The organism is Saccharopolyspora erythraea NRRL 2338, from assembly GCF_000062885.1.
GTDB lineage: Bacteria > Actinomycetota > Actinomycetes > Mycobacteriales > Pseudonocardiaceae > Saccharopolyspora_D > Saccharopolyspora_D erythraea.
Genome location: NC_009142.1, coordinates 7170058 through 7187820, shown reverse-complemented (window position 1 = coordinate 7187820; position 17763 = coordinate 7170058). Strand labels below are relative to the sequence as shown.

General features: G+C 72.4%; 15 protein-coding genes. 11 read left to right on the top strand and 4 right to left on the bottom strand.

Annotated elements, in window-relative coordinates; translation table 11 throughout:
* Positions 1 to 40 precede the first annotated feature (40 nt).
* Complete coding sequence (locus SACE_RS30820; protein WP_009949700.1) at positions 41 to 1567, bottom strand: bis-aminopropyl spermidine synthase family protein; 1527 nt, start codon at positions 1565 to 1567, stop codon at positions 41 to 43.
* 263 nt (positions 1568 to 1830) lie between these two features.
* Here SACE_RS30820 and SACE_RS30815 point away from each other — a divergent pair, with 263 nt between their 5' ends.
* The 4 genes from SACE_RS30815 to SACE_RS30800 are packed head-to-tail and all read left to right on the top strand — an operon-like array spanning position 1831 to position 5131.
* Positions 1831 to 2916, top strand: coding sequence for an ABC transporter ATP-binding protein (locus SACE_RS30815; protein WP_009949701.1), 1086 nt, complete (start codon positions 1831 to 1833; stop codon positions 2914 to 2916).
* On the top strand, positions 2913 to 3575 hold the full coding sequence (locus SACE_RS30810) for an ABC transporter permease (protein WP_009949702.1): 663 nt from the start codon (positions 2913 to 2915) through the stop codon (positions 3573 to 3575). The genes SACE_RS30815 and SACE_RS30810 overlap by 4 nt, the downstream gene beginning before the upstream one ends.
* A complete protein-coding gene (locus tag SACE_RS30805; RefSeq protein WP_011875036.1) occupies positions 3572 to 4246 on the top strand; it encodes an ABC transporter permease in 675 nt (224 codons plus the stop codon). The genes SACE_RS30810 and SACE_RS30805 overlap by 4 nt, the downstream gene beginning before the upstream one ends.
* Before the next feature lie 6 nt (positions 4247 to 4252).
* Positions 4253 to 5131 carry an ABC transporter substrate-binding protein gene (locus tag SACE_RS30800; RefSeq protein WP_009949706.1) on the top strand — a complete coding sequence of 293 codons (879 nt, stop codon included), beginning with the start codon at positions 4253 to 4255 and terminating at the stop codon, positions 5129 to 5131.
* A 183-nt stretch (positions 5132 to 5314) separates the two neighbouring features.
* Here the strand turns inward: SACE_RS30800 and SACE_RS30795 are convergent, their stop codons facing one another.
* Positions 5315 to 6097, bottom strand: coding sequence for an IclR family transcriptional regulator (locus SACE_RS30795; RefSeq protein ID WP_009949708.1), 783 nt, complete (start codon positions 6095 to 6097; stop codon positions 5315 to 5317).
* Between the two features lie 82 nt (positions 6098 to 6179).
* Between SACE_RS30795 and hutH the strand changes: the two genes are divergently transcribed.
* The 7 genes from hutH (at position 6180) to SACE_RS30760 (ending at position 15852) form a co-directional block, all read left to right on the top strand.
* The gene (gene hutH / locus SACE_RS30790) at positions 6180 to 7727 is read left to right on the top strand and encodes a histidine ammonia-lyase (protein ID WP_011875035.1); all 1548 of its coding nucleotides are present in this window, start codon (positions 6180 to 6182) and stop codon (positions 7725 to 7727) included.
* A 49-nt stretch (positions 7728 to 7776) separates the two neighbouring features.
* On the top strand, positions 7777 to 9429 hold the full coding sequence (gene hutU, locus SACE_RS30785; protein WP_009945953.1) for a urocanate hydratase: 1653 nt from the start codon (positions 7777 to 7779) through the stop codon (positions 9427 to 9429).
* Between the two features lie 227 nt (positions 9430 to 9656).
* Positions 9657 to 10856 (top strand): allantoate amidohydrolase, encoded by a 1200-nt coding sequence (locus SACE_RS30780; protein WP_009945954.1) that lies wholly within the window; start codon positions 9657 to 9659, stop codon positions 10854 to 10856.
* 4 nt (positions 10857 to 10860) lie between these two features.
* Positions 10861 to 12183, top strand: coding sequence for a formimidoylglutamate deiminase (locus SACE_RS30775; protein ID WP_009945955.1), 1323 nt, complete (start codon positions 10861 to 10863; stop codon positions 12181 to 12183).
* Between the two features lie 94 nt (positions 12184 to 12277).
* Positions 12278 to 13444, top strand: a complete 1167-nt coding sequence (gene hutI / locus SACE_RS30770; protein ID WP_009945956.1) for an imidazolonepropionase — start codon at positions 12278 to 12280, stop codon at positions 13442 to 13444.
* Positions 13445 to 14099: 655 nt separating this feature from the next.
* Positions 14100 to 14699: an RNA polymerase sigma factor gene (locus tag SACE_RS30765; protein ID WP_011875034.1), complete on the top strand. Its 600-nt coding sequence runs from the start codon at positions 14100 to 14102 to the stop codon at positions 14697 to 14699.
* A complete protein-coding gene (locus SACE_RS30760) occupies positions 14692 to 15852 on the top strand; it encodes a CU044_5270 family protein (RefSeq protein ID WP_009945959.1) in 1161 nt (386 codons plus the stop codon). Before SACE_RS30765 ends, SACE_RS30760 begins: the two co-directional genes overlap by 8 nt.
* A gap of 143 nt (positions 15853 to 15995) precedes the next feature.
* On the opposite strand, the gene SACE_RS30755 is transcribed toward SACE_RS30760, so the two are convergent.
* Together SACE_RS30755 and SACE_RS30750 are read right to left on the bottom strand one after the other, a co-directional pair.
* Positions 15996 to 16772, bottom strand: coding sequence for a DUF899 domain-containing protein (locus SACE_RS30755; protein ID WP_009945960.1), 777 nt, complete (start codon positions 16770 to 16772; stop codon positions 15996 to 15998).
* A gap of 184 nt (positions 16773 to 16956) precedes the next feature.
* Entirely contained in the window at positions 16957 to 17697 is a 741-nt protein-coding gene (locus tag SACE_RS30750; RefSeq protein WP_009945962.1) for a DUF899 family protein, read from the bottom strand.
* Positions 17698 to 17763: the final 66 nt, after the last annotated feature.

The window sequence follows — 17763 nt, the reverse complement described above, 5'->3', positions numbered from 1 at the left end:
AAAACTCCTCGCGAAGAACCCCGGCGGGTGCCGCTGCGCGTCAGTCGACGACGCGCAGCAGGGTCCGCAACCGGTGGCGTGGCAGGTCGATCAGGCGCAGGTCGAGGTCGCCGGCCACCGGTGCCCGCTCGGCGACGAGCTCCTTGGCCTCCCGTTTGGTGAGGCTGTCGGAGACGCTGATCAGCGCCTCGCGCCAGGTGTTTCCGACCTTGCCGTGCGCGCGCCGCAGCAGGTAGCCGCGCGAGCTGGACTCCTCCACCTCGTCGGCGATGACGATCGCGTGCTTGGGGTCGGGCGTGCTGCGGTGGAAGCGCAGCTTGTACTTCGGCCCGACGAGCTCGGAGAGCTCGCGCTGCGCGGTCTCGCTGGTGATGTCGGGGTGGTTGTTGTCGACCACCAGCCCGAGGCGTTCGGTGTTGCAGGCCAGCAGCATCCGCAGCAGCCACGGCCCCGGGTCGGCGCGCAGGTCGAACACCGGCGCGCTGAGCTTGAGCTGCACCGGCCGGGACCACCCCGGATAGCGCAGCGTGCTGACCATGGCGCCGATCCGGTCGCCGATGGCGTGCAGGAACTCCTCCGGCGCCGAGGTCTCGCGGGCCTCCACCGACTGCGGGCCGTGCGTGTAGATGCCGACCGCCTGCCGCAGCGCGAGCTTGCGGGTGTGCGCGGTCGGCTGGCACACGTAGAGGTCGCTGGCGCTGCCGATGGCCTGCGCGCCGTGGTAGCGGTGGAAGTCGGGCAGGATCGCCTCGAAGACCATGCCCAGCCGCAGCAGCTCCTGCTGCACCTTGTGCCCGAGGGCGGGGCTGCGCGGGCTGAAGCCGTAGGCGATCAGGACCCGGCTCTGCGGTCCGGCGACGCACTCCGCGGCGCGCGTGGCGAACAGGCCGATGCCTTCCGGCGTGTACGGCGGGTCGGTGAACACCAGGTCCGCTTCCAGCTGCGGCGGGAGCCCGAACCGCAGGTCGGTGTGCAGGGTGCGGATGGCGAGGCCGTGCTCGGCCGCGACGCGGTCGATGTGGGCGAGTACCCGCTCGTCGAGGTCGACGACGGTCACCGACGCCGACGGGCACACCAGGCCCACCGCGAGCGAGGTCAGGTCGTGGTCGCCGACGAACAGCACCCGGGCGCCGTCCAGGTCGTAGTGGTCGCGCATCCACTCGGCGCGGCGCAGCACCGACTCGGCGGTCGCGGTCACGTGGTCGAGCGCGGCGAGCGGAGCGGGACCCGACTCGATGAACTCGCGGACCTGCTCCAGCGCGCCCGGCGGCGTCGCCGGCGGCTGCTCCAGCGCGTCGAGCGCGAAGCGCGCGCGGTAGCGCGGCGCCGCCTCGGGCCTCAGCCGGTAGGTGCCGTCGCCGGACTCGACGTCGCCGCCGGCGGCGGAGAGGATCTCCTCGACGCTGCGGCGGGGGACGGCGGTCAGCCGGATGAGGTCGTCGAGCGACCGGGGCGCGGCGGCGAGCAGGGCGAGGACCTCGCGCAGCGAGCGCGCGTGCATGCCGGTCTCGGCCAGCAGCGCCTGCACCGAGTCGATGGGCGGCGAATCGTGTTGGGCAGCGTTCATCGGAGGCTCAGCTTACGGCTTCGCCGGGGCCCACGCCGCCGCGCGGTGCCGCCCCGCGCCGTGTTCCGGCTGCCGGGAACGCGCAGGCAGGCGATGCTTCGTAGATCACACGTGAGTCTCGGTCGATCGCACGGTTGGTCTGATCGAGTTAGGGTCGGCCAGGACGTGACGCTCGGTGTCGCGGACGGGGACGGGCACGAGGGGCCCCGGACGCGCTATCGGACCCGCGGAATCCGTCGGGACAAGCTCTGAGGGGGGCTCGGTTGATCGAGTTCCAGTCCGTGCGCAAGCAGTACGACAACGGCACCGTCGCCGTCCACGAACTCAGCCTGGTCGTGGAGACCGGCACCATCACGGTCTTCGTCGGGCCGTCGGGGTGCGGCAAGACCACGCTGATGCGGATGGTCAACCGGATGATCGACCCGTCGTCGGGCACCGTGCTCGTCAACGGCACCGACGTCCGCGAGTCCGACCCCGCCCGGCTGCGCCGCGGTATCGGCTACGTCATCCAGCAGGCCGGGCTGTTCCCGCACCGGACCGTGCTCGACAACGTCGCCACCGTGCCGCTGCTTTTCGGCCAGCGCCGCCGCGAGGCCCGCAGCCGCGCCGGCGAGCTGCTGGAGCTGGTGGGCCTGCCCTCGGAGCTCGGCAAACGCTACCCGGCGCAGCTTTCCGGCGGTCAGCAGCAGCGGGTCGGGGTGGCCCGGGCGCTGGCGGCCGACCCGCCGGTGCTGCTGATGGACGAGCCGTTCAGCGCGGTCGACCCGGTGGTGCGCGAGGGGCTCCAGGACGAGTTGCTGCGCCTGCAGGCCGAGCTGGACAAGACGGTCCTGTTCGTCACCCACGACATCGACGAGGCCATCAAGCTGGGCGAGAAGGTGGCCGTGCTGCGCCAGGGCGGTCACCTCGCCCAGTACGCCGAGCCCGACGACCTGCTCGCCGAACCCGCCGACGACTTCGTGACCTCCTTCGTCGGCCGCGACCGGGGCTACCGGCGGCTGTCCTTCGTGGACTCGGACGGCATCCGGACCGGTCAGGTCGACACCGTCCGGGTGGGCGAGACCGCGCGCCCGAGCGTGGAGTGGCAGCTCGCCCTCGACGCCGACGGCAGGCCGCGCGGCTGGCTGGAACCCGGCACCACCGTCTCCGGCCCGCTCGCCGAGGACCAGCTCGTCGCGGGCGGCTCCCTCTACACCGAGCACGCGCCCCTGCGCGGCGCGCTCGACGCCGCCCTGTCGGCACCCTCCGGGCTCGGCGTGGTCGTCGACGCCGACGGCGGCTACGTCGGGGTGGTCACCGCCCGGCACGTGCTCGACCTCATCGAGCGCAGGCGGGACGCCACGGCATGATCGACGAGCTGATCCGCTTCTTCACCAGTCCCAGCAACAGGGAACTGGTGGTCGGCCAGCTCGGGGAGCACATCTACCTCTCGCTGGTGCCGCTGGTGCTCGGCGTGCTGCTGGCGCTGCCGCTGGGGCGGCTCGCACAGCGGGTGCGGTGGCTGCGCGGTCCTCTGCAGGGCACCGCGAACGTCCTCTACACCGTGCCGTCGCTGGCGCTGTTCGTGCTGATCCCGGGCATCGTGGGCACCCCGCTGCTCTCGCCGCTCAACGTCGTGATCGCGCTGAGCATCTACACCGCCGCCCTGCTGCTCGGCCCGGTCGCCGACGCGCTGGAGTCGGTGCCCGTGCACATCACCGCCGCGGCGACCGCGCTCGGCTACCGGCCGCGGCGGCTGTTCCTGTCGGTCGAGCTGCCGCTGTCGGTGCCGGTGCTCGCGGCCGCAGTGCGGGTGGCTTCGGTCAGCAACATCAGCCTGGTCAGCGTCGGCGCGCTCGTCGGCATCGGCGGGCTGGGCAGGCTGTTCACCGACGGGTTCCAGCGCGACTACCTGGTGGAGATCGTCGTGGGGATCGTGCTGACCCTGCTGCTGGCGCTGGTGGTCGACCTGCTGCTGGTGCTGCTGTGGCGGGTGCTGACGCCCTGGACGCGAGCGGAGCGGGCATGATCGGCGAACTCGTCGCGTGGCTGACCGACCCGGCCAACTGGACCGGGCAGGGCGGCATCCTCGTGCAGACGTTGCTGCACCTCTACTACTGCGTCGTCTCGGTCGCCGTCGCCGCGCTGGTCGGCGTGCCGCTGGGCGTCTACATCGGCCACACCGGGCGCGGCGCGGTGTTCGTCGTAGGCGCGAGCAACGCCATGCGCGCCCTGCCGACGCTGGGCGTGGTCACTCTGCTGGTGCTGAGCTTCGGGCTGGGTGAGGCGCCTGCGCTGGCCGGGCTGGTGATCCTGGCCGTCCCGGCGATCGTGTCCGGCACCTACGCCGGCATCACCAACGCCCCGCCCGACGCCGTCGACGCGGCCAGGGGCATGGGCATGACCTCGTGGCAGCGGCTGTGGCAGGTGGAGCTGCCCAACGCGCTGCCGCTGCTGTTCGGCGGGGTGCGCAGCGCGATGCTGCAGGTGGTGGCCACCGCGGCCGTCGCGGCCTACGTCGGGCTCGGCGGTCTGGGCCGCATCCTGCTGGACGGGCTCAAGATCAGCGACTACGCGCAGATGGCCGGGGCGGCGATCATGGTCGCCCTGCTGGCCGTGCTGCTCGATCTCGTGCTGGCCGGAGTGTCCAGGCGCCTGATCCCGCGCGGACTGGTGCCGGCCACCCGAAATAGGAGGTAACGGACCATGAAGCGGTTGCTCGCCTTCGCCGCGGTCGCGGCACTGGCGCTGACCGGCTGCGCGTCGCAGGACCCGCTGGAGGCGAACAAGGCACAGGGCGGGACGGTCGTCGTCGGCTCCGCCGACTTCGCCGAGAGCGAGCTGCTGATGGAGATCTACGCCGAGGCGTTGCGCTCCACCGGCACCGACGTGCAGACCCGGCCCCGCATCGGCGCCCGCGAGTTCTACGTCAACGCGGTCAAGGGCGGTGAGCTGACGCTCGTGCCCGAATACACCGGGAACCTGCTGGCGTACCTGGACAAGCAGGCCGCCGGCACCGAGGCGCAGGAGGTCTACAACCAGCTCAAGGGCAAGCTGCCCCCGGAGCTGGAACTGCTGGACCAGTCGCCTGCCGAGGACTCCGACGTGCTCGCGGTGACCGCCGCGACGGCCGCGACCGGCGTGCGGTCGATGACCGACCTCGGGCCGCGCTGCGGGGAGTTCGTGCTCGGTGCGCCCGCGGAGTGGAAGTCCCGGTGGGAGGCCCGCATCGGCGAGGTCTACGGCTGCAAGTTCAAGGAGATCCGCAGCGTCGAGGCGGGCACCGTCACCGTCGACGCGCTGACCGGCAACCAGGTGCAGGTGGCCAACCTGTTCACGACCTCGTCGCAGATCCAGCAGAACAACCTGGTCAAGCTCGACGACCCGAAGAACATGTTCCCGGCGCAGAACGTGGTGCCGCTGGTGCACAAGTCCACGCTCAAGCCCGAGCAGGTCGCGGTGCTGAACAAGGTCTCGGCGGCCCTGACCACCGACGAGCTCACCGATCTCAACCGGCAGCTGGAGGTCGACAAGGCCAACCCCGCCGACGTGGCGAAGTCCTTCGTCGCCTCGGCAGGCATCTGAGGCCGCCTTCGACGACGACGCCCGTGGTCCCCGGACCACGGGCGTCGGTGCTTTTCAGGAGGCGCTGTCAGTCCGCGGTGCGCGCGGTGCCGCGCGAGTCCCCAGTGCAGCGGCGGCACCGATGCCGACAGGTCGACCAGCGCATTCGTCACGGGTGGTGAGGACGTCGCCCATGCGCACTCGCTACCCGTGGCCGCCGATGCGGGCCGTCAGCTCCCGCGCGGTGCGGCCCACCTGCTCGGCCACCTCCGGCCAGGTCTGCCCGCACTCGCCTTCGCCGTCGCAGAAGTGCCGGAAGGTCACGCTGATCGACGCCGTCGGCCGGCCGCCGTAGTCGAAGACCGGGCACGCCACCGACGCGAACCCCGCCGTGACGTAGCCGTCCTCCACCGTCCACCCGAGCCGCCGCTCGGCCGCCAGCACCCGCCGCAGCTCCGGCAGGTTGCGCGGCCCGCGGTCGGTGCGCAGCACGAAACCCGCGGCGGACGGGAACAGCGCCCGGACCTGCGCCGCGGGCAGGTGCGCCAGCATCGCGCGGCCGGACGCGGTGAGCTGCGCGGGCAGCCGCACACCCACGTCGGTGACCAGCGTCTGCGGCTGCGACGGGCGCTCCTTGATCAGATACAGCGACTCGCCGCCGTGCAGGACTCCCAGGTGCGCGGTCCGCCCGACCTGGTCGACGAGCTTGCGCAGCAGCGGCCCGGCGAGGCGTTCCAGCGGGTCGTGGCGCAGGTACGCCGAGCCCAGCTCGAAGGTCGCCACGCCGAGCCCGTAGCGCCGCTCCTCCGGCAGGTGCGTCACGAAACCGGCCGCGACCAGCTCGGACAGCAGGTGGTACGTCGTCGACCTCGGCAGCTCCAGCTCGCGGGCGATGACCCCGGCCGACACCGGTCCCGGCCGTCCCGCCAGCACGCCGAGGATGGCCAGCCCGCGCCGCAGCGCGGGCACGTCGCTGCTGCCGCCCACGCCCGCTCCCTTCGTCTGGGATCTCAGACAGAGTCACTCTATCGAGCCGCCCGCGACGCCGTTAACCAGGTTGTATGGACTCATGCACGACAACGCGCACAGGATCGGCCCGGACTCGCTGACGCGCGAGCAGGTGGTCGAGGTCGCCCGCGGCCGCGCCCGGGTCGAACTCACCCAGCACGCCGAACACGGCATCGCGACGACCCGCAAGCACATCGAGGCGCTCGCGGCGGACCCGCACCCGACCTACGGGGTCTCGACCGGTTTCGGCGCCCTCGCGGTCCGCCACATCCCGGGCGACCGCCGCGCCGCGCTGCAGCAGTCCTTCGTGCGCTCGCACGCCGCGGGCGCCGGCCCGGAGGTGGAGGCCGAGGTGGTGCGGGCGCTCATGCTGCTGCGCCTGCGCACGGTGGCCACCGGCCGCACCGGCGTCCGCCTGGAGACCGCGCACGCCCTGCTCGCGATGCTCAACGCGGGCATCGTGCCGGTGGTGCACGAGTTCGGCTCGCTCGGCTGCTCCGGGGACCTCGCGCCGCTGGCGTCGGTGGCGCTGGCGCTGACCGGCGAGGGCGAGGTCACCGACGCCCAGGGCGTGCGCAGGCCGGCTGCCGAGGCGCTGGCCGAGGCCGGGATCGAACCGGTCGTGCTCGCCGAGAAGGAAGGGCTGGCGCTGACCAACGGCACCGACGGCATGCTCGGCATGCTCGTGCTCGCCCAGCACGACCTCGCCGCCCTGCTCGACGTCGCCGACGTGACGGCGGCGATGAGCGTCGAGGCCCTGCTCGGCACCGACCGGGTCTTCGCCGCCGACCTGCACCGGCTGCGCCCGCACCCCGGACAGGCCGTCTCCGCCGCGCGGATGGCCGCGGTGCTGGCGGACTCGCCGATCGTGGCCAGCCACCGCGGTCCCGACTGCAACCGGGTCCAGGACGCGTACTCGCTGCGCTGCGCACCGCAGGTGCACGGAGCGGCGCGGGACGCGGTCGCCTACTCCGAGACCGTCGCGGACCGCGAGCTCGCCGCTGCCATCGACAACCCGGTCGTGCTCGACGACGGGCGAGTGGAGTCCAACGGCAACTTCCACGGCGCGCCCCTCGCGCACGCGCTGGACTTCCTGGCGATCCCGCTCACCGACGTCGCGAGCATGGCCGAGCGCCGCACCGACCGGATGCTCGACGTGGCGCGCTCGCACGGTCTGCCCGCGTTCCTGGCCGACGACCCCGGCGTCGACTCCGGTCACATGATCGCCCACTACACCCAGGCCGGTGTCGTCAGCGAGCTCAAGCGGCTGGCCGTCCCGGCGTCGGTCGACTCGATCCCGACCAGCGCGATGCAGGAGGACCACGTGTCGATGGGCTGGCACGCGGCCCGCAAGCTGCGCCGCGCCGTCGACGGTCTCACCACGGTCCTGGCCGTCGAGCTGCTGACCGCGGCGCGGGCGCTGGACCTGCGCGCGCCGCTGGAGCCGGCCCCGGCGACCGCGGCCGTCCGCGACCTGCTGCGCACCCGCGTCGGCGGGCCCGGCCCCGACCGCCACATCGCTCCCGAGATCGCCGCCACCGCCGAGCTGGTCCGCTCCGGCGCGGTGCGCGAGGCGGTCGCCAAGTACACAGCCGGTGCCCACGAGTGAGCCCGGTACCCGCCGCACGGGCGATGCCCGCACAACCCTGGAGGTAGTCATGAGCTCTGCCCGACCCGTGCGCGCTGCGCGCGGGACCACGCTGACCGCGCGCAGCTGGAGCACCGAGGCTCCGCTGCGGATGCTGCAGAACAACCTCGACCCCGAGGTGGCCGAGCGGCCCGACGACCTCGTCGTCTACGGCGGAACCGGCAAGGCCGCCCGCAACTGGGCCAGCTTCGACGCCATCGTCCGCGAGCTGACCACGCTCTCCGACGACGAGACGCTGCTGGTGCAGTCGGGCAAGCCCGTCGGCGTCCTGCGCACCCACGAGTGGGCGCCGCGGGTGCTGCTGGCCAACTCCAACCTGGTCGGCGACTGGGCGAACTGGCCGGAGTTCCGCCGCCTCGACGCGCTCGGCCTGATGATGTACGGGCAGATGACCGCGGGTTCGTGGATCTACATCGGCACCCAGGGCATCCTGCAGGGCACCTACGAGACCTTCGCCGCGGTCGCCGAGCGCCGCTTCGGCGGCACCCTCGCAGGCACGCTGACGATCACCGCTGGTCTGGGCGGGATGGGTGGTGCCCAGCCGCTGGCGGTGACCATGAACGAGGGCGTGGCGCTGGTCGTCGAGTGCGACCCCGAGCGCGCGCACCGGCGGGTCAAGCACGGCTACCTCGACGAGGTCGCCGACGGCCTGGACCAGGCGATCGAGAAGGCCGAGGCCGCCAAGGCGCAGCGACGCGCCTATTCCGTCGCGGTCATCGGCAACGCCGCCGAGGTGCTGCCCGAACTGCTGCGCCGCGGGGTGCGGGCCGACATCGTCACAGACCAGACCTCCGCGCACGACCCGCTGTCCTACCTGCCGCTGGGCGTGGAGCTGGAGGACTGGGAGGACTACGCGAGCAAGAAGCCCGAGGAGTTCACCGACCGCGCCAGGGACTCGATGGCCAAGCACGTCGAGGCCATGGTCGGGTTCATGGACGCCGGGGCGGAGGTCTTCGACTACGGCAACTCGCTGCGCGGCGAGGCCCAGCTCGCCGGGTACGGCCGCGCCTTCGACTACCCCGGCTTCGTCCCCGCCTACATCCGGCCGCTGTTCTGCGAGGGCAAGGGCCCGTTCCGGTGGGCGGCGCTGTCCGGCGATCCGGCCGACATCGCCGCGACCGACCGGGCGATCCTGGACCTGTTCGGCGACGACGACCACCTCGCGCGCTGGATCCGGCTCGCGGGGGAGAAGGTCTCGTTCCAGGGTCTGCCGGCCCGCATCTGCTGGCTCGGATACGGCGAGCGCCACCTGGCCGGGCTGCGGTTCAACGAGATGGTCGCCTCCGGTGAGCTGAAGGCACCGCTGGTGCTCGGCCGCGACCACCTGGACTGCGGTTCGGTGGCGTCCCCCTACCGCGAGACCGAGGGCATGGCCGACGGATCGGACGCGATCGCCGACTGGCCGCTGCTGAACGCGCTGGTCAACACCGCTTCCGGCGCCACGTGGGTGTCGCTGCACCACGGCGGTGGAGTCGGCATGGGGCGGTCGCTGCACGCCGGTCAGGTCACCGTCGCCGACGGCACCGCGCTGGCGGCGCAGAAGCTGGAGCGGGTGCTGACCAACGACCCGGGCATGGGCGTCATCCGGCACGTCGACGCCGGCTACGACCGCGCCCGCGAGGTGGCCACCGAGCGCGGCGTCCGGGTGCCCGGCCTGGCCTGACCTCCCCGGGCCCCGGTTCGGTGCCGGGGCCCGGGCTGGCAGCCCGTTTTCGGTGCCAGGGTTGGGGCCGGACCGGTTCGGTTGGGCGGGTTCGGTCGGGCTGGTCGGGACCGGCCGGAGCGCCATGGCCCCTGCCCGGAGCCACGATCACCCGATCGAGGGTGAATCACCGGCGGGGGGTCGCGCCTCTTTATTACGACACGTTTTTCGCGGACCGAGGAGCGCAGATGACCACGAGCGAGTTGCTGTCGGCGATCGACGGCGTGGGGACCGACCGCAGGCGCGGCGGTTTCTCGCGCCACGCCTTCGACCCGGCCGAGATGGAGCTGCGCGAGTGGTTCGCGGAGCAGGCCGAGGCGAGGGACCTGCGGGTGACGACCGACCGCAACGCGAACCTCTGGGCTTGGTGGGGTGAGCCGGGGGACGACGCGGTGGTCACCGGCAGCCATCTCGACTCGGTCCCCGGCGGCGGCGCGTTCGACGGGCCGCTCGGCGTGGTGAGTTCCCTCGCGGCGGTGGACTCGTTGCGCGCAAGCGGATTCGTTCCGCGCCGCCCGCTGGCGGTGGTCGTGTTCGCCGAGGAGGAGGGCGGCCGGTTCGGCGTGCCCTGCCTGGGCTCCCGGCTCCTGGCGGGCACGATCGACCCGGACAAGGCCCGCGGCCTGCGCGATCCCGACGGCGTCAGCTTCGCCGATGCGATGCGGTCGGCGGGCATGCGAGCCGACCGCGTCGGCCGCGACGAAGAGGCGCTGCGCAGGATCGGGCAGTTCGTCGAGCTGCACGTGGAGCAGGGCAGGGGGCTGGTCGACCTGGAGCGGCCGGTCGCGGTCGCCTCGTCGATCCTGGCGCACGGCCGGTGGCGGTTCCGCTTCTCCGGGCAGGGCAACCACGCCGGGGCCACGCTCATCACCGACCGCCGCGACCCGATGCTGCCCGCGTCGCGGCTCGTGCTCGCCGCCCGTCGCGCGGCGGCCGGGGTGGAGGGAGCGCGGGCCACTGTCGGCAGGCTCGTCCCGAACCCGGGCGGCACCAACGTCATCCCATCCACAGTGGACCTCTGGCTGGACGCCCGGTCGCCCACGGACGCCGCCACGCGGTCCGTGGTCGACGAACTCACCGAGCGGGCGCGGGAGTTCGCCGCCGAGGAGGGCTGCGAGGTGGTGGTGACCGAGGAGTCCTACGGCGACACGGTGCACTTCCAGCCCGCGCTGCGCGACGAGCTGAGCGGACTGCTGGAGGACGCGCCGCTGCTGCCGACCGGGGCCGGCCACGACGCGGGAATCCTGGCGGCCGAGGTGCCGACCGCGATGCTGTTCGTCCGCAATCCCACCGGGGTCAGCCACGCCCCGGAGGAACACGCGGAGTTCGCCGACTGCGAGGCCGGTGCGCAGGCACTGGCCCGCGTCCTTGAACATCTGGCGAGGTGACGTGATGGGTGTGTCGACCGCGTACTGGTGCGAGTGGGCGTGGCTGCCCGGCGGTCCGGTGCCGGGGGTGCTCGTCGAGACCGAGGACGGGCGCATCACCTCGGTGTCCGAAGTGGACGATCCTGGCGGTGCGCGAAGGCTGGGCGGGCTGGTGCTGCCCGGTATGGCCAACGCGCACTCGCACGCCTTCCACCGGGCGCTGCGCGGGCGCACCAGCGCAGGCAAGGGCACCTTCTGGACGTGGCGCGACCAGATGTACAAGGTCGCGGCCCGGCTCGACCCGGAGAGCTACCACCGGCTGGCGACGGCGGTCTTCGCCGAGATGGCGCTGTCCGGCATGACCTGCGTCGGGGAGTTCCACTACCTGCACCACGCGCCCGGCGGGCAGCGCTACTCCGACCCGAACGCGATGGGGGCGGCGCTCGCGCAGGCCGCCGCCGACGCCGGAATCCGGTTGACGCTGCTGGACACCTGCTACCTCGCGGGCGGGTTCGGCAAGCCCGTCGAAGGGGTCCAGCTCCGCTACACCGACGGTGACGTGTCGGCGTGGGCCGACCGGGTCGACGAGTTCAAGCCGGCGGGCGACCACGTGCGCGTGGGTGCCGCGCTGCACTCGGTCCGCGCGGTCCCGGCCGAAGCGATCCCCGGAGTCGTGGAGTGGGCCGGTGGCGCCGACGCCCCGCTGCACGCGCACCTGTCCGAACAGCGCGCGGAGAACGAGGCGTGCCTGGCCGCGCACGGCTGCACGCCCACGCAACTGCTGGCGTCGCACGGCGCGCTGGGGGAGTCCACCACCGCCGTGCACGCGACCCACCTGGCTCCGGGGGATCTCCCGCTGCTGGGCGGTAGCGGCACCGGCGTCTGCCTGTGCCCGACGACGGAAGCCGACCTCGCCGACGGCATCGGTCCGGCGAGCGCACTGGCCGTCGCGGGCAGTCCGCTGTCGGTCGGCAGCGACGGCCACTCGGTGATCGACCAGTTCGCCGAGGTGCAGGCGGTGGAGTCCTACATGCGGCTGAGCCAGGAGACGCGAGGCAACTTCACGCCCGCGGACCTGGTGACGATGGCGACCGCCTCCGGTCATCGCGCCCTCGGCTGGAGCGACGCCGGATGGATCGGTGCCGGGGCCCGCGCCGACCTCGTCGCTGTCGGGCTCGACAGCGCCCGGCTCGCGGGGGTGCCACCGGAGGCCGTCGTGTCGGCGGCCAGTGCGGACGACGTGCGCGACGTCGTTGTGGACGGCAGGCTGGTCGTCCGCGACGGCACCCACCGGCTGGTTCCGGATCTCGCCGAACGCATGCGGGATTCGGTCGCCGCGCTGTTGTAGGTCCTGACGACACCGCGCACCTGGGGCGCGCGGCGTTCGAGGGACCGCTGCCGACCTTCCAGCCACTGCCACCACCAGCGAGGATGACTCAGCGATGACAAGCACTGTTATCACCGGCATCGGCGAGCTCACGACCAACGACGACGAGCTGGGCAAACTCACCGACGCGGCACTCGTCGTCGAGGACGGGCGCATCGCTTGGATCGGACCGTCGACCGCCGCCCCGGCCGCCGACGAGCGGTTCGACGCGGAGGGACGGGCGGCGCTGCCCGGCTGGGTGGACAGCCACACCCACCTGGTCTTCGCCGGTGACCGCACCGCCGAGTTCGCCGCGCGCATGGACGGCAAGCCGTACGAGGCCGGCGGCATCGCGGTGACGGTCGAGGCCACCCGCGCCGCCACCGACGCCGAGCTGGCCGCGAACCTCCGGCGCCACATCGCCGAGGCCGCGGCCCAGGGCACCACCTTCGTCGAGACCAAGACCGGCTACGGGCTGACGGTCGCCGACGAACGGCGCGCCGCCGTGGTCGCCGCCGCCGAGGCCGACGAGGTGACCTTCCTCGGCGCACACCTCGTCCCGCCGGGGGCCGACGCCGACGAGTACGTGGACCTCGTCTGCGGCGAGATGCTCGACGCGGTGGCGCCGCACGTCGGCTGGTGCGACGTCTTCTGCGAGAAGGGCGCCTTCGACGCCGACCAGTCCCGGCGCGTGCTGACCGCGGCGGCCGAGCGCGGCCTCGGGCTGCGCGTGCACGGCAACCAGCTCGGCACCGGACCGGGAGTGGCGCTCGCGGTCGAGCTGGGCGCCGCGAGCGTCGACCACTGCACCTACCTCACCCAGTCCGACGTGGACGCCCTCGCCGGTTCCGCCACCGTGGCCACGCTGCTGCCCGCCTGCGACCTGTCCACCCGCCAGCCGCTCCCCGACGCGCGGGCGCTGCTGGACGCGGGTGCGACCGTCGCGCTGGCGTCCAACTGCAACCCCGGCTCGTCCTACACCTCGTCGATGGGCTTCTGCGTGACCACGGCGGTCCTGCAGATGCGGATGACCGTCGACGAGGCGATCCGCGCAGCGACCTGGGGCGGCGCCCGCGCCCTGCGCCGCGAAGCCGGCGAGGACGCCGTAGGCGTCCTGCGCCCGGGCGCGCGAGCCGACGTCCAGGTCCTCGAAGCCCCGAGCACCGCCTGGCTCGCCTACCGCCCCGGCGTCCCCCTCACCCACACCGTCTGGCGCAAGGGCGTCCGCGTGACCGGCCGCTGAGGCCTTGCGGCCGGTCGGGTCGCGGCTGCGTTCAAGGGCCGGGGACCGGCGAGGGGAAGTTCCGGGGGAGGGCGAGGTTCGGGCAGGGGATGACGAGGTTCGGGTAGGTGAGGACGAGATTCGGGGCTAGGCGGATATAGCGGGAGAACTGCGGGGCAAAGCGCCATCGCGCCCTGAGGTGCCTGGCCTCCGGCCGCATGCACCGTGCCCGGGTGGTCGCGATCGGGGTCCTGGGCATCAGCGGCGCGGGAGAACTGCCGGGCAACGCATCATCGCGCCTTGCGATGCCTGACCGTCGGCCGGAGTGCACGGGCTTGCCCAGTTCCCCAGCCCTGGTCGCCTTGAGCTTTAACCTGGCCTAGCCGTCTCCGGAAGTGCGGTTCTGGGGCGTGCGGTCGGCTCGCCCCAGCACCTTGTGGCTACCCCTTGTCGGGAATCCGGCCGCGGTCACGACACAGCAGCCAGTGCTGGTCCATGAAGCAGCAGGCCGGTCGCAGCATGCTCCCTGTGCGTCTGGGCGAGCTGGGGGTCGAGATCATCGGGGGTACCGACACCGGCACCTCCCGGTCGGTCCGTGAACGCGCGGGCCGCTCGCGGGAAAGAACCGGGTGTGTCGACGACAACTAGCCTCTCGGAACCCGAAGCGGGTGCAGCGATGGCACTGGACGAGGACCGCCCGTCATTGACGACCGGCGATCCGACGGCCACTTTCGGCCGGCTGTTCGACGAGTACGCCGCGCCGCTGCACCGATATCTCGCCCGAAGAACCGACGAGTCGGTGGCCGACGACCTGGTCGCCGAGACCTTCCTGGCGGCACTGCGCCATCGAGCGTCCTACGACCCGGAACGCGCCAATGTGCGGTCCTGGCTCTACGGCATCGCCACCAACCTGCTGCGCAAGCACCTGCGCACGGAGCTGCGTGGGCTGCGGGCCACCGCGCGCATGGTGCGCGCCAGCGAGGTGAGCACGGCCGGCCACGAGTCCAGAGTCGCCGAAGCCGTGGACGCGCACTCCAGCGTGAACGATCTCGCCGCCGCGCTGGCCGAGCTGAGTCCCGCCGACCGGGACACCCTGCTGCTGACCGCCTGGGGCGGGCTGGACTCCACCGAAGTCGCCGATGTGCTGGGAATCCCGGTCGGCACGGTGCGGTCCCGGATACACCGGGTGCGCAGGCAGTTGCGCAAGAACGCGCCCGGCGCGGCATCCCGACAGACCACCGAGGACATCGACGAAGAGGCGAACCGCCATGCGTGACAACGACCGAAGCAACACCCGCACGATGTGGTCGGAGCGCGACCTCGACGAGGCCCTGGGCGCCCTGCACAGCGACGTGGACACCGATCCCCGCACCCTCGACCGGACCCGCAGCATGCTGATGCGGGCCGCCGGAAACCCGGAGGAAGCACAGAGCGTTCCGGATTCGGATGCCGACGATGTCCTTCCGATCGCACGGCCGAAGCGCACGTGGCGTTCCTGGGTGACCGTCGCCGCTGCCGCTGCCGCGCTGGCCGTCGGTGTCACGGCGCTTCAGACAGTGTCGTTCAACGGCGACGCACCGCGGATCTCCCAAGCGGTGGCGGGAACGCTGAGCGAAGCCGCCCAGAAGACCGACGCGATCCACTCCCAGGACCAGCCTCCGGGCCCAGGCCAGTACCGCTACGTCTCCCACCACGGTTGGGAGATGGTGACCCTCCACCCCGGCTGGGACACCTTCGGAGTGCTGGCCGAGAACCGCCGGGAGCGGTGGATTCCCGCCGACGAGAAGCAGGAGTGGCTGGAGCGCCGGACCACCACCGGCCAGGAGAAGTGGGTCAAGGGCACCAGGGAAGAGGCCGAAGCCGCGGGGGTGGACGTCTACGCGAGCTGGTGGCCCGAGGGTGAGCGGAAATCTCCCTGCGGGGACTTCTACGCCAACCAGTCGGCTGACGGAGGTGCGCCGCCCTGCGCGGGTGAACCGGGCTGGGGGAAGCCGACCCAGGAGTGGATGGCCACACTGCCCCGTGAGCCGGAAGCGCTCTACGCGACGCTGCGCAGCACCGCCGGCAGCCCCTACGACGAACCCGTCATGGACAACTACCAGATGGTTCACAACGTCGGGACCACGCTGCAGACCGGGCAAGTGCCGGCAGACCTGCGGGCGGCGCTCTACCGCGCGCTGGCCATGGTTCCGGGCGTCGAGATCACCGAGCAGGGGGTCGACCTCGACGGCAGGCAGGGCGTCGCGATCGGCATCGCCAACGACGACCAGCGCTACGAGATGATCATCGACCCGGCCACCGGTGAGTACATCGGCTACCGCGCGGTCGCCACCGAGCAGAACCCGGACTACGAACCGGGAACCGTGCTCGCCGTCACCTCGGTCAAGACAGCCGTGGTCGACGCCATGGGCGCCTACCCGCACGACTGACGCGGACTCGTGGCCCGCACGCTCTCGAAGCGTGCGGGCCACGCACGGCTCACGAATGGCCTCGGCAACGTTCGAAACCGTCCCTGGCCGCGGTGCCGGCTACGTCTCCGGTCGGATCCGGCTTGGCCCGCCGCCGTCGCGCGTCACTGGCTGTCGTACTCGTCGTGGCGGCGCCACCAGACGCCGGTTTCGTTGCGACCGAGCGGGGCCCGGTCGAGCCACTGGTACATGCCCCACAGGGCGTCCAATCCGCGCGCATAGGTGGAGTAGGTGTGGTAGACGACGCCGTCCTCCAGCGCGAACGCGCTCATGCCCGGCCGGTCGCGGTGGTAGGTGGCCGTGTCGGTGCCGCACATGGCCGCGAACTGGTCCTCCGCGTCCGCGCCACCGCCTTCTTGACCCGCGCGCCACTCGAAAACCGGCTCGCGCTGGTAGTTGTACTCGATACCGCCCCCGCGCTGTTGTTCCTCGGTGAACCAGACGTTGAAGTCGGTGTTGAAGTCGCTGCGGAACGAGGACGCCCAGGGGAAGCTCCAGCCCATCCGCCGCTTGTACGCCTGGAGCTTCGCGAGCGGGGCCCGCGAAACCGCGGTGAGCGCGACGTCGTGGTTGGCCAGGTGGGTGACGATGCCGTTGAAGCCGTCCGCGATCGCCGAGCAGGACGGGCATCCCGCCTCGTAGTCGGGGCCGAACATGAAGTGGTAGACGAGCAGCTGGGAGCGTCCGCGGAAGAGGTCGGTGAGGGACGCGGCGCCCTCGTCGGTGTCGAACCGGTAGTCCTTCCCGACGCGGATCCACGGAAGTTCCCGCCGCTGGCGCGCCACCTCGTCGCCGCGGCGCGTGAGTTCCTTCTCGGCTTCGAGCAGCCGCAGGCGGGCCGCGAGCCACTCGTCACGTGTTCCGATCTTGTGGGTGGTCATCGTCGTTCTCCTCTTCGGTGGCGTCGCAGCGGTTCGCGGCGATCGCGTGGTTGATGTGGTGCGGCGGCGAGTCCGGTCGTCGCGGTGAGCGCGAGTCCGGTCGTTGCCATGAGCCTGAGTCCGGTCGTCGCGTTGAGCGTGGGCCCGGTCGTCGCCGCGAGCGTGTCGTCGTGCCGGGTGGTCGTCATGGCTGGTCGCCCGAGTCGGCGCCGTCAGAGCGCCCGGCATCCAGCCGGGACCACTGGGCGGTGGGGCGTCCGCCGGTGCGGAGCAACTCGCCGTTGACGAGCCACGGCTGCGGCCACCCGGCGGGCGAGTCCTCCCAGGTCTCCTGCCTGCCGTACGCGGTTCGGTCCAGCAGGCCGTACGTCTGGCCCATCACCTCTACGCCGCGGCCGGTGGTCCAGTACGTCTCGAACACCCGGTCGCCCAGCCGCAGGTAGCACGCCAGCATGAACGGGCCGCGGCCCGCCATCAGCACGTCGATCGACTCCGCCGCGGAGTACCAGGGCACGTCCCAGCCCATGGAGTCGCGGTAGCGGACGCTCTCCTCGTACGGGCCCTGGCAGAACGTCGCGTAGGTGACGTCGCGGGAGTGGAGGCAGGACAGCTCCCGCACCTGCCCGTTGTAGAAGGTGCAGCCCTCGCACTGGTCCGCGGCCGGTTGGCCGGTGTGCCGCATGTGGAAGTAGGCGATGAGCTGGCGGCGGCCCTCGAGCGCGTCCAGCAACGTGACCGGACCGTCCGGGCCGATCAGTTCTGCGGTGGCGTCGACCTCCACCATCGGCAGCCGCCGCCGGGCCGCCGCGATCGCGTCGCCTTCGCGGGTGTGCGCCTTCTCCCGGATCCGCAGCGCGTCCAGTTCGGCCTGGTAGGCGGCTCGGTCGACGACCGAGGGCGCCGGTGTTGCCATGTCGGTGTGCACGAGGTCTCCCTTGTCCCCGGTGGGCTGGTCTTCGCCCTACCGACGACGGCGGCCGGCCCGGATCGA